The organism is Prosthecobacter sp. (genome assembly GCF_014879935.1).
In the GTDB taxonomy this organism is placed as follows: domain Bacteria; phylum Verrucomicrobiota; class Verrucomicrobiia; order Verrucomicrobiales; family Verrucomicrobiaceae; genus Prosthecobacter.
In genome coordinates this window covers 1-11,474 of sequence record NZ_JACSRD010000277.1, presented here as the reverse complement: position 1 = coordinate 11,474, position 11,474 = coordinate 1, and the positions used below count along the sequence as shown (strand labels likewise).

16 protein-coding genes are annotated in these 11,474 nt (G+C 62.4%); 6 read left to right on the top strand and 10 right to left on the bottom strand.

What is annotated here, in order from left to right; translation table 11 throughout:
- Positions 1 to 125 precede the first annotated feature (125 nt).
- The 5 genes from IAE77_RS30075 (at position 126) to IAE77_RS30055 (ending at position 2,522) form a co-directional block, all read left to right on the top strand.
- The gene (locus IAE77_RS30075) at positions 126 to 365 is read left to right on the top strand and encodes an addiction module protein (RefSeq protein ID WP_294235243.1); all 240 of its coding nucleotides are present in this window, start codon (positions 126 to 128) and stop codon (positions 363 to 365) included.
- Positions 362 to 658, top strand: coding sequence for a hypothetical protein (locus IAE77_RS30070; protein WP_294235241.1), 297 nt, complete (start codon positions 362 to 364; stop codon positions 656 to 658). Before IAE77_RS30075 ends, IAE77_RS30070 begins: the two co-directional genes overlap by 4 nt.
- A gap of 185 nt (positions 659 to 843) precedes the next feature.
- Positions 844 to 1,404, top strand: coding sequence for a metallophosphoesterase (locus IAE77_RS30065; protein ID WP_294235239.1), 561 nt, complete (start codon positions 844 to 846; stop codon positions 1,402 to 1,404).
- 75 nt (positions 1,405 to 1,479) lie between these two features.
- The gene (locus tag IAE77_RS30060) at positions 1,480 to 2,199 is read left to right on the top strand and encodes a hypothetical protein (protein WP_294235237.1); all 720 of its coding nucleotides are present in this window, start codon (positions 1,480 to 1,482) and stop codon (positions 2,197 to 2,199) included.
- Positions 2,200 to 2,204: 5 nt separating this feature from the next.
- Complete coding sequence (locus tag IAE77_RS30055) at positions 2,205 to 2,522, top strand: YkgJ family cysteine cluster protein (RefSeq protein ID WP_294235235.1); 318 nt, start codon at positions 2,205 to 2,207, stop codon at positions 2,520 to 2,522.
- 21 nt (positions 2,523 to 2,543) lie between these two features.
- On the opposite strand, the gene IAE77_RS30050 is transcribed toward IAE77_RS30055, so the two are convergent.
- The 6 genes from IAE77_RS30050 to IAE77_RS30025 all read right to left on the bottom strand — a co-directional run bounded on the left by IAE77_RS30050 (position 2,544) and on the right by IAE77_RS30025 (position 6,563).
- A complete protein-coding gene (locus IAE77_RS30050) occupies positions 2,544 to 3,650 on the bottom strand; it encodes a sialidase family protein (RefSeq protein ID WP_294235233.1) in 1,107 nt (368 codons plus the stop codon).
- Between the two features lie 14 nt (positions 3,651 to 3,664).
- Positions 3,665 to 3,934, bottom strand: coding sequence for a MoaD/ThiS family protein (locus tag IAE77_RS30045; protein WP_294235232.1), 270 nt, complete (start codon positions 3,932 to 3,934; stop codon positions 3,665 to 3,667).
- 45 nt (positions 3,935 to 3,979) lie between these two features.
- Entirely contained in the window at positions 3,980 to 4,360 is a 381-nt protein-coding gene (locus IAE77_RS30040; protein ID WP_294235230.1) for a hypothetical protein, read from the bottom strand.
- Between the two features lie 75 nt (positions 4,361 to 4,435).
- Complete coding sequence (locus IAE77_RS30035) at positions 4,436 to 4,909, bottom strand: VOC family protein (protein ID WP_294235228.1); 474 nt, start codon at positions 4,907 to 4,909, stop codon at positions 4,436 to 4,438.
- A gap of 34 nt (positions 4,910 to 4,943) precedes the next feature.
- Entirely contained in the window at positions 4,944 to 5,426 is a 483-nt protein-coding gene (locus tag IAE77_RS30030; RefSeq protein ID WP_294235226.1) for a VOC family protein, read from the bottom strand.
- 177 nt (positions 5,427 to 5,603) lie between these two features.
- Complete coding sequence (locus IAE77_RS30025) at positions 5,604 to 6,563, bottom strand: hypothetical protein (RefSeq protein WP_294235224.1); 960 nt, start codon at positions 6,561 to 6,563, stop codon at positions 5,604 to 5,606.
- A gap of 300 nt (positions 6,564 to 6,863) precedes the next feature.
- Between IAE77_RS30025 and IAE77_RS30020 the strand changes: the two genes are divergently transcribed.
- On the top strand, positions 6,864 to 7,913 hold the full coding sequence (locus IAE77_RS30020) for an ROK family protein (protein WP_294235222.1): 1,050 nt from the start codon (positions 6,864 to 6,866) through the stop codon (positions 7,911 to 7,913).
- A gap of 63 nt (positions 7,914 to 7,976) precedes the next feature.
- On the opposite strand, the gene IAE77_RS30015 is transcribed toward IAE77_RS30020, so the two are convergent.
- The 4 genes from IAE77_RS30015 to IAE77_RS30000 all read right to left on the bottom strand — a co-directional run.
- Entirely contained in the window at positions 7,977 to 8,354 is a 378-nt protein-coding gene (locus IAE77_RS30015) for a rhodanese-like domain-containing protein (protein WP_294235220.1), read from the bottom strand.
- Between the two features lie 252 nt (positions 8,355 to 8,606).
- Positions 8,607 to 10,037, bottom strand: a complete 1,431-nt coding sequence (gene cls / locus IAE77_RS30010) for a cardiolipin synthase (RefSeq protein WP_294235218.1) — start codon at positions 10,035 to 10,037, stop codon at positions 8,607 to 8,609.
- 129 nt (positions 10,038 to 10,166) lie between these two features.
- On the bottom strand, positions 10,167 to 10,580 hold the full coding sequence (locus tag IAE77_RS30005) for a heme-binding protein (protein WP_294235216.1): 414 nt from the start codon (positions 10,578 to 10,580) through the stop codon (positions 10,167 to 10,169).
- A 14-nt stretch (positions 10,581 to 10,594) separates the two neighbouring features.
- Positions 10,595 to 11,474, bottom strand: an 880-nt coding sequence (locus IAE77_RS30000) for an aldehyde dehydrogenase family protein (RefSeq protein WP_294235214.1), incomplete at its 5' end; no start/stop codon positions are given.

Below are 11,474 nucleotides of genomic sequence, written 5' to 3'. Positions count from 1 at the left end.
TGATCTCACCCACCTCCACATCTTCAGCCACAGAGTATGAAGTCACCAGGATTGCTTAACGGCATTGGGTTTAAGCCCATTCAGTCTTTGTTTGCCACCAGGGCCTAAAACTCTTAATCTTGCTCATGCCCGCGACCATTCAGCCCCCCATCAACGAGATGCTGTCCCAATTGACCTCCGAGCAGAAGTGGGAGGCGTTTCAGTTCCTTTGGAACGAGGTTGCTGAAGAGCATTCAGACGAGATCGAGCCTCCTGCCTGGCATTCGAACGTTTTGCAGGAGCGAGAGGAACGCATCGCGCGCGGCGAGGCGACTTGGATTCCGCTGCAGGATGCCGTTAAGTCTCTGGAGACCAAATACACATGAGGGTCGTCATCGAAGCGGCGGCCTACAGCGATGTTGATGCTGTGTCCGATTTCTACGACCAACAGGAGGCCGGTGTGGGATTGTATTTCGTGCAGGAATTTGCCCGCACGGCGAGAAGTTTGGAAACCACGGGAGGCATTCATGTTCGGCGTCACGGTTTCCATTTCTGTCTGGTTGAGCGCTTCCCGGTCGCCCTCTACTACCAAGTCGAAAACAATGAAGTGCGTATCGTGGCCGTGCTCGACTGTCGTCGAAGCCCTCGCTGGATCAGACGCCAATTGAGGGATCGTTAGTCTCATGCCCTCACGAATTCTCATCGCCACCGATCTACATCAGCGTGCGGTGCTTTATGAAGCACTGATGAAGCTCTGTGACGAGGTCAAACCGGATGCGCTGATCCTCGGCGGGGACTTTCTGCATGGCACGGGCCTGTTGCCGTATGGTCGCACGAAGCAACTGACCCCCGACACAGTGCGCGGTGGAACTGCACGCCGTCTCCGCGCCGATCCTCTTTGTGCGCGGCAATCACGAGGACGAGAACTGGTTCGAGTTTCGCGATGCGTGGCGTTCGCTGCATCAAACGGCTCTGCTGCGGCTGAATGGTTCCTTCGCCGAAGTCGGCAGTGTCGGCGTGATCGGCTTCCCCTGCGCGATGGGGCAGGAGGAGGCCTTTTCCGAAGGAGAACCGCTCGGCGGCGAACATTACGGCTACTGGCTGCCGGCTTTGCTCAAAGACCACGGCGACGCGGCGCGGCAGCTTTGGGTGATGCACGAGCCTCCTACGGGCACGCGGCTCTCCGTGGCCGGTTCGGTGGTGGAAGGACATCCGTGGTGGCGCGATGCGATTGAAGAACATCAGCCGCGCATGGTCGTCTGCGGCCACGATCACGGCACCAGCATTCGAAACGGTGTCTGGCAGGATCAAATCGGCCGCACAGCCGTCATCAATGTCGGCCAAAACATGGACGGGCCGCTGCATGCGACGCTGGTGGTCGAAAAAGACGGCATGATGGGCTGTGAGCGGCTGGTGGCGGACTGATTCGGAGCGGGGGAGATGAAAGGGCGCTTCCGTCGAAGGTGGATTTTGATGTGGCGGCGGTTTTGGAGCACTGGCATGGGAGATCTCGTGTTCACGTCCCGCTTTCTCCAGGATCATCCTCGCATTCGCCTAGTCGGCAGTTTTGAGGCGTTGATGGAGGCACGGTTTGCTGACGGTGTGAACGCCTTTTGCTGGCCGAGAACGCTGACAGGCGATTTTGAGGAGGTGGTCCGGCATCTCGACGTCGAGCCGGGGATCACGCACCTGACGGCGGAGCAATTGCGGTCGCTGCCGCTGGGTGTGGGAGGCATGCAGGCGGTGAGGGCGATGCTGGACGACTTTGCGCGGCTGGTGGAGCACGGGCTGCAGCCGACGCTTGATTGCATCAATGGCTACCGGCAGCCTGAGGAGCCGGAGTTGTTGCGCACCGATGTTTGCTCGTTCCATGCGGACAGCGCCACCTGCGAAGCTGACACGATCCTGTGCACCTACCGGGGTGCCTCTTCCGAAGGATTGCGCAACGAGGATGCGATCCGTCATGTCGATGTGCCAGGGACTCGGGCGAGGCTGCTGAAAGCTTGCGGCGGTGAAGATGACGCCGACTTTGAGGCGTGGCTGAACGATCATTACTTCGACCTCCATTACCTGCCGCTGCCGGGAGCCGTGCCGTTTGCTTTCGGTGTTGGGAATCTATGGCGCGTGGCCACGCTTTGGCCGGGTGCGCCGGTGCCGCCGTGCGTTCATCGCGCGCCTGATCCTGTGCCGGGACAAAAGCGGCTGTTGCTCATCAGTTGACCGCCATGCCTGCCGATCCTGCCACATGTCTGGGCTGCGGCGCCTGTTGCAGCCATTTCCGGGTCTCGTTTTACTGGCAGGAGGCGGAGCAGCGCGGGATCGATCCGGCGATGGTGCTCCAGATCAGCCCCTGGCAGGTGTGTTTCCGGGGAACCGGGGAGCATCCGGTGCGCTGTGTGAATCTGGAGGGTGACGTGGGCCACGAGGTCGCGTGCGGGATTTACGATCAGCGGCCCACTCCATGCCGCAGCGTCGAGATCGGCGATGAAAAGTGCAACGAGGCGCGTGTGGCGCATGGATTACCCCGGCTGCCCTGGCCTTGAAACGATGCGTGACACCGCCACTCACCCGAACCGCACGCAATAGACCGGCGGCAGGTCGGCGCTGAGCCGCTGCCACGAGTCGCCGCCGTCTTCGCTGATCCAGACGCTGCCGGTGGTGCTGCCGAAGGCCAGCGTGCGTCCATCCGCGCTGACGTCGAGCCCATGACGATAAACGAGGTGGTAGGCGTGCTGCTGGGGGAGTCCGTTGCGAAGTTGCTCCCAGGTGCGGCCACCATCCCGCGTGCGTGTGACGCACAGCGCGGCATCGCAGGGGATGCGGAATTCGTCTTTGATGCCAGGGATGAACCAGGCGGTCTGGGGATCCTGCGGGTGGACGGCGACAGCGAAGCCGAAGGCGGAAGGAGTGACGTTGGTGATCTCGCTCCAATTGCGGCCGCTGTCGTGACTGACAAAGATGCCATTGTGATGCTGCATCCAGAGGGTGTCGGGCTGGGATGCCGCCCGGGCGATGCGGTGCGGGTCTTGAATGCCGGGATCATGGGCCTGGTCTGGTGGCATGAACTCGGCACGGATGCCCTGGCCGATGTTCTGCCAGCTTTCGCCGTTGTCGCAGGTTTCCCAGAGGCCGGCACAACTTACGGCGAGAAGAAGACGACGGCGGTCACGTGGATCCACGAGGATGCTGTGGATGCCGGGCCATTCCGCACCGCCGCCGAACCACTTGGCGCGGGCAGGATGATCCCACAGGCTTCGAACGATCTGCCAGGAGGCACCGTGATCCGTGGAGTGAAACAAGCCGCCGGGAATGGTGCCGCACCACAGCTCGCCATCGTTCCCGCCGGTCTCCAGCGCCCAGATTTTCTTCAGCGTCCAGGGCACCGGCTCCTGGCTCATTGGATTGATGATTTCAGCGTAGTCCTCCGGTTTCGGCGGGTAGGTCGGGCAGGCACGTCCTTCCCAGGTGGCTCCACCATCGCGCGAAGCGTGCATCTTGGTGCCGAAATGGCCGTGTTCGACGGCGGCGTGGAGGGTGCCGCTGCGTGCGTCTGGCAGCAGCATGGGCACCTGGATGCCGAGAAACGACAGACGGCTGATCTGCCAGCCCTGAGGGCCGCGAACGGCTTCCAGGAGGCCTTTCCGGGTGCCGAGATAGAGTTTGGTGCTCATGGCGATGTGGGGGATCAGCCGCCCGAAAGGGCCTGCATGACGAAAAGCTCCGAATCCTGCTTCACGGCATCGGATTGCGTGCGGCGGTCGCGGATGGCGGTGCCGTCGATGAAGACGACGACGTGCTGCCGGACCGCGTGTTGATCGTCGAGCACGTAGCCCCGCAAGGCCGGATGCTGGTCAAACACGGCTTGCAGGCACTCGCGGACGTTTTTCCCGTTCACCCGGCACTTGGGGGCCTGGGTCTGATGCGCGAGATTGACCGTGAACTCGACGGTGGGCATGGGGGCGAATGACGAATGACGAATGACGTGAGGCTGGGCGGGGTTTTAGGAGAGGAGCGCTTTCCATCTGGCTCGTTCGACCCAGAGGAGAAAGAGGGGAAGGGTGATGATGGCGATCAGTGTGGCCTGGAAGATGCCGTCGCCGGCGATGAACTGATGGAAGGCGAGGATGTTCACGATGATGGGGCCGAGGATCAGCAGGCCGAGGTTCCGTGTGCGGGGAATCATGACGAGCAGGCCGCCCAGCAGCTCAAACACCTTCACGAAAGTCATGAAGCCGGTGGGGCCGGTGGCGGCCATGAACTGGCCGACGGCTGAGTCTTTCGGGATGTCAGGAACGGCGGCCAGATGGAAGAGGACGACGACGGCGGACGAGACGAAGAGGAGGCCGAGCAGGATTCCAGCGGCAAGAGCGGCGTATTTCATGATGTGAAGACGAATGACGAATGACGAATGACGAATGACGAATGAGCCGGCGGGCGGGGGCTTTGGGGAACTGGTTCACGCTGCGGACGATGAGTCGCAGCTCCCTCCCATCTCATCCCAGCGGCGTTGCGTCTCCTCGGGGCTTTGCTTTTCGAGTTCTTGTTGGAATGACCATGGATGGCCGAACGGATCGGTCACCATGGCGGTGCGGTGGCCGTAAAACGCATCATTTGGCGGCCGGACGCTGGTGGCTCCTGCTGCGACGGCTTGTTGATAGGCGGCATCACAGTCGGGCACCATGAGGGCGAAGCAGGTGCTGGCGCCACCGAGCGTTTTCGGACTGGTGTTCATGCCGGGATACTCGTCGGCGAGCATGATGACCTGGCCGCGGATGGCGATCTCCGCGTGGCCGATCTTGCCGGTCTTTTGGTCGTCGAGACGCATGCGTTCCTCGGCATCAAATGCCGCCTTGTAGAATTCGATGGCCTTTGCCGCGTCGTGGACGGCGAGGTAGGGAGTGACGGGTGGGTAGTCAGCGGGCGGATTCATGATGCGCGTTGGGTGGAGTTGATGAGGGAAAATGTCAGGCGGCAGCGCAGGTGCCGTCTCCGAAGGCAGCTTTCATGTTCTGCACGATCTGCTCCGGGGTGAAGTCCTGCCTGTGGGTGGCGATGGACCACTGGTGGCCGAAGGGGTCGATGAGCACCCCGTAACGATCTCCCCAGAACATGTCGGCGGGGGACATCTTCACGGTGCCACCGGCGGCGATGGCCTGGGCGTAGAGTTCATCCACGTTATCGACCTGAAGGTGAATGGTGACGGGTGTGCCGTTGAGCGAGGCGGGTGAAAAAGAGCCCCATTGCGGGTTTTCATCGACGAGAAAGACGGGCGAGTCGCCAATCTGGATGCAGGCGTGCATGATTGTTTTGCCATCCGGTCCCGGCATGCGGAAACGCTCCGCAGCATTGAAGGCACGGCGATAAAAGTCGAGGGCGGCATTCGCGTCGCGGCATACGAGGTGCGGCGTCACGGTCTTGGTCGGGCGTTCGTTGGCGGGCTGGCTCATGGTTTGAAATGCGTTGACGGTTTGGCTGCGCATGACCGCGCTGTCAGGCAGGGAATGGGATCGCAGATCAGGGCAGGGACCCCGACTCAATCGGATCTCGCTGCCGTTTTGTGTGGGTCTTTGTGGTGGTGCCTTGCGTGGCTGGCTCATGGGGCTGGTGCGCGGCTGACACAGCCGTCATTTCAGGGCGCGAAACTGCTGGAGGCCCTCCCAGGCGATGCGTTGGAGGTCGGCGCGGTCCTTGTCGCTGAAGACCCGCGTCAGCGGGCCGCCATCGCGATCCTGATCGCGGTGCTGCGCATCCAGATAGCGGGTGTCGGTGATCTTGTTCACCGAAAGCCCGGCCGGGCTGCGGTCAAACAGCACGCCATACATCGTGCAGGCGGTGAGGTAAGCCATGGTCTGGTTCAAGTGCGCGTCATTGACAAACCGAAGCGTGAAGTCAGGACGCGTGGTCTGGCAGTGATGTGCGACGAGGGCCATCGGCACCACATCCGCGCCGATCTTGGCGGCCATGTCGCGGATGATCTTCTCCTTGGCGAGCACCGGGGCGATGTCCGGGGCGCTGGCGAGCGGTTTTTCATTCTGCGTTTGTGGAGAGGTTTCATAGAGCACCGCACGGCCGCCCTGGGCCTTCACCAACTCGACGAACTTGGGAGCAAACTCGACGTAACGTGGATCGTCCGGCATGTCGTCGCGGTAGGACTGGAGCACGACGATGTCCCACTTCCGATGTGGCTGTCCGAGTGACTTCGCCAGTTCCTCGTGCCGCGTCAGGGCGAGGGGCGCGTATTGGTCCTTCGGGTCTTTGGCGGCCTCGCGGAGGTAGGCGAGCGTTTGTTCCTCTTCCGCTGCGGTGAGCGTGGAGATCTTCACAAAGTTCGGTGTGCCGAGCCGCCAGTGGTCTTTCAAGGTGCGGCCGCCGTAGATGACCGTGGTCACCTCAAACTTCAGGCCGGGATTGCCCTCCTCAGCCATGGCTTTGACCACTTGGGAGAGATTGTGCCGGGCGGTGAAGCTGTTGCCGATGAAGAGCACGTTCAGCGTGCCTGTTTCCGCAGATGTGGCCAGCAGCGGACCGAGAATGATTGCGGAGGCGATGATGCGGAGGAGGCAGAATAGAGGGCGCGTGTTCATGATTCAGAGAGAAGAGGAAGGGAATGAGCGGCGATGACCGGCACCGGGGGTTGTAACCGGTCCGGGGGTGGTAGCGCGAGAAAATCCGTGGCAGTTCGATCTTGCGGAGGTCCGGCTGGCTGGATAATGCGATCATTCAGCACGTGAAAAATAATTTCACGGCGGGCATTGATCCTTCTGGACGAACAGCGGTGCCACGGACTTTTTATTTGAATGCGGAAAAACCCAGTCTTCCAACAAGAAACCTTCGCCGCAGCCATTTTGAAGGTGCGCAGCGGGCTTGCGACGTCACGCACCACCTTGGCGAAGTCATTAGGCATCTCGCCTTCCACGATCGGCCTCTACGTGGACCGCTTGATCGCTGATGGGTGGCTGAATGAGTCGGGACTGAACCAGGGGCCCATGGGCCGGCCGCGACGCTTGCTGACCACGGTCCCGGAGGCTGGCTGGTTCGCCGGTGTCGAGTTTAACGCTCATCGCCTTCAGGCCGTCGCGGTGGATTTTTCAGGTCGGGCTGCGGCCTCGCACTCCATCTGGTTGCCTGCGAATGTGACGGTGCCCGCGGTCATCGAGGCGATTCACACCAGTGTGACTGCGTTGGCGAAGGCGATGCATGGCCAGCTGCTTTCCGTTGGCTTGGGAGCACCGGGGCTGGTGAACTCAACCGCCGGGATCGGGCTGCGTTATGCGTTCATCGCCGACTGGGTTGATGTGCCTCTAGTGGGTCAGATCGAGTCACGGCTGAAGGTTCCGGTGATCCTGGAGAACAATCTCCGCGCCATCGCCCTGGCGGAGCGCTGGTTCGGACTCGGACACGATGTGAGTGACTACGTGATCCTCGGTCCCCGCAGCGGATTCGGCATCGCCATGGTGATGCGTGGCCAGTTGATTGAAGGAGCCCATCACGCCGCCGGTGAAGTCGGCCTGTGGCCCTGGCCGCTGGCGGGCAGCACCGGTGGCGAGCAGGAGCTGCATCATGTGCTTAGCGCCACGGCCACTTGGCGGCGGCTGGCCGGTGTGCCTGCCGGCGCGAAGCTGCCGGACGATCTGAGGGCGGCGCTGGCCGAACATGCGACCATGGAGGGCACCACGTGGGATGCCGTGTGCTCCGACTTCGGCCGCGTCATCGGTTTCCTGCGGCTGGTCCTGGATGCGGAGATCTTCATCCTGCATGGACCGCTCACGGCGTTGGGAGACCGGTTCTGCGAGGCCATCGTCGCTCATGGGCGGCAGATCATGCCCGCGTTGCAGGGGGTGCCTTTCAAGGTCACGCCCTCCGCGCTCGGTGATGATGCCGGAGCTCTCGGTGCGGCCAGTCTCGCGATGGAGGCCTGGTCTCCGGCGGCATGAAGGCAAACAAAAACCGGGTGGCGGGGATTCCGCACACCCGGTCGGGGTGAACTGAGGCCGGGATTACTTCTCCAGCTTCTCGTTGGCGGCCTTCCAGCCGGAGATGCCGGCGGAGAGGTGCTTCACGTTGGTGTAGCCCAGTTCAGCAGCCTTCTTGGCAGCTGCTTTGTAGGCGCTGCAGGCAGGGCCGCCGCAGTAGGCCACCACGAGGGCGTTCTTGTCGGATGGCAGCACGCTGGCCAGGCTGTCCTTCTGATCGGCGAAGTTGACCGCGCCGGGGATGTGGCCGTTGGCGTAGGACGAGGCGCCGTTCACGTCGATGACGGTGACCTTTTTATCAGCGATGGCCTGCTTGAGGTCGGCGATGCTGATGTCCGGGAACTCGGCGGCAAACGCGGAGGAGGCGACGAACGCGAGGACGAGGGCGATGAGTTTCTTCATGATTGTGTCAGGATGGTTTGAGTTAGGGTGCGCGGATGGCTGTGCGCGGCAGCGGCCCCGTCCGCCGGGGCAAAGGGTTCAGGAATGACGATGAAACACGATCTTCACCGGCAGGTCGCATGGGACGCGGGAACAGTCGTTCTTATTCCCGCGAATCTGCGGGGATGCGTGGCCTGGGGGTTCCGTGGTCGTCATGGGCAGGAATTGAACGATGGGAAATACGTCTGTTTTAGCCAAAAGCTGCATTCTTATTCATAGCACCGGGATGAACAGGCGTGCGAAGCCGTTGCGGAGCCGCTGCAGCACGGGCGTGGCGTCCACCGATTCGCGCGTCACCTCACGGCACAGCAGCAGCCGTTCCGCCATCTCCTTCCGCAGGCGTCCGCCCAGCCCGGCATCATGGCAGGCCAGGTTCAGCTCGAAATTCAGCCGCAGGCTGCGCGGGTCCCAGTTCGTCGAGCCCAGGAAGGACCATACGCCGTCGATCAGGAAGAACTTCGCGTGGTCGAAAGGCGGTGGCGACTCGAAGATGCGGCAGCCCACGCTCAGCAGCTCCGGATACAGCGTCTGCGCCGCCCACGCGACGAAGGGGATGTTGTTTTGTGCCGGAGTCAGGATCGTCACCTTCACGCCCCGGATCGCGCACAGACGCAGGGCTGCCATCAGCGTGGCGGTGGGCAGGAAATACGGCGTCATGATCAGCACTTCCTCGCGCGCGGCATTCAGCGCGGCAAAAAACGCCGCCGGCATCACCTCCAGGTCCTCATCAGGACCGTCCACAATGCCGATCGCACTGCAACTGCCGCAGGCAGGCAGCTCCGGGAACCACAGCGGGCCTTCCAGGGTCTCACCCGTGCAGAACTCCCAATCCTCCACAAACACGCGCTGGATCTGCGCCACCACCGGTCCACGCACTTCAAAGTGCAGGTCATGCACCGGATGGGCGGGGTTGCGCGACAGCATGTTCCCCTCCCGGATGTTCATGCCGCCTGTGAACGCGGCCGCACCGTCCACCACCATGATCTTGCGATGGTCGCGCAGATCGAAGCGAACGAAGAACATGCGCAGCGGGTTGACCGGCAGCACTTCAACGACGGCAACCCCGCCTTCGCGCAAGCGCCTGCAGGCATCACTACCGAAGAACGGGCGGCTTCCCAGCGAATCCATCAGTGTCGTGCAGCGGACGCCGCGCCCGGCAGACCGGATCAGGGCATCGACCAGCGCATCGACAAAACCGCCGGCCTGCCAGATATAGAACTCCATGTGCACCGAATCACGGGCCGCATCAATGTCTTCGATCATCGAGCGCATGATGCTCGGGCTGTCGGCGATCAACTGCAGGCGATGGCCGCTCATCAGCGGAATGCCGACTGCCGCCCGGGCCAGCCGGCTGACGCTCTCTCCGCCATCCGACAGGGTTCTTGCCGATGCCACGCAAGCCGGAGGAATACCTTGCGCCCACTGCCAGACCTGCGGGCGAAGCGCTGCCGCCCGTTTCATCCAGAGGCGCCCCAGGCGGCGCTCGCCGATCAGCAGATAGATCAGCACGCCGAAAAACGGAACCAGCACCACCAGCAGCAGCCACGCAACCGTCGAGCCCTGCGCGGCCCGGCGCGAGAAAAGCCGCAGGGCAACACATGCCAGCAGGAGTATGTGAAGGGCAGACCAGAAGCTGAGTGACATCGGATCAGTATCGGGTGAGCAGCAGGCAAGGGTCAAGTACAGTCACGGCCTGTCATTCGTCGTGGCCGGGAATGGTCATGGTGCCATCGAAGAACGGCAGGGCGAGAGACGCCTCCACCCGTCAGATGGCTATAGCTCGACGGAAGCCCCAATCGCCAGAACGGCCGCCCGTGCGACGATGGCATCCTGCGACGCCTTGACACCGGAAACACCGATGGCGCCAACGATCTCGCCATCAACCACCACCATCTCGCCGCCTTCTATCATCATCACTGGCAGATCGAGGGCTGCAAAACGGCCGTTGTTGACCATGTCTTCCAGCATCTTGCTCGGCTTGCGTGCCATCACGCAGGCCCTCGCCTTCTCCGGCGCAATCTGCGCGCTCATCGGTGGAGCATTGTCCATGCGCTGCAGGAACATCAGGTTGCCGCCATCGTCGCAGATCGCGATCGAGACATTCCAGCCATTGCGGCGCGCTTCCGTTTCCGCAATCGCCGTCAGTTGCCGCGCATCTTCCAGGTCGAGAACCTGTTTCGTCTTCATTGGCATTCACCCGTTCAGTGTGTTGGCATGACGAATGCGTTAGCCGTCAGGCTACCGGTCGGCCAGCGCTGGGTCACCGTCTTCAGACGGGTATAGAAGCGCACCCCCTCCGGGCCATGCACCGCATGGTCGCCAAAAAGCGAGCGTTTCCAGCCGCCGAAACTGTGGAACGCCATCGGCACCGGAATCGGCACGTTAACACCCACCATGCCAACCTGGATGTGGCGCGAGAATTCATGCGCGACATGGCCGCTGCGGGTAAAAATTGCCACGCCGTTGCCATACTCATGCGCATCGATCAGCCGGATCGCCTCTTCCAGGCTCGGCACGCGCACGACCACCAGCACCGGCCCGAAGATTTCCTCGCGATAGATGCGCATGGCCGGCGTTACGTGATCGAACAGGCAGGCACCGAGGAAGAAACCGCCTTCGTGCCCGGGCACCGAAAAATCGCGGCCATCGACGACAAGGCTTGCCCCTTCCTCGACGCCGCAGTCGACATATGACTTCACCTTGTCGCAGTGCGCACGCGTCACCAGCGGCCCCATGTCGACATCGGGCAATATCCCCGGGCCGATACTGAGGGTGCGTGCACGTGCCGCCATGCGCTCGACCAGCGGGTCGGCGATGTCGCCCACGGCCACGGCAACCGAGATCGCCATGCAGCGCTCACCAGCCGAGCCGTAGGCGGCCCCAGCCAGCGCGTCGACGGCCTGATCGAGGTCGGCATCGGGCATCACCACCATGTGGTTCTTGGCGCCGCCGAGCGCCTGTACCCGCTTGCCGTTGGCCGTTCCCGTCGCATAGATGTACTCGGCAATCGGTGTCGAGCCGACAAAACTGACCGCCGCAACACGTGCATCGGTGAGCAGGGCATCGACCGCCTCCTTGTCG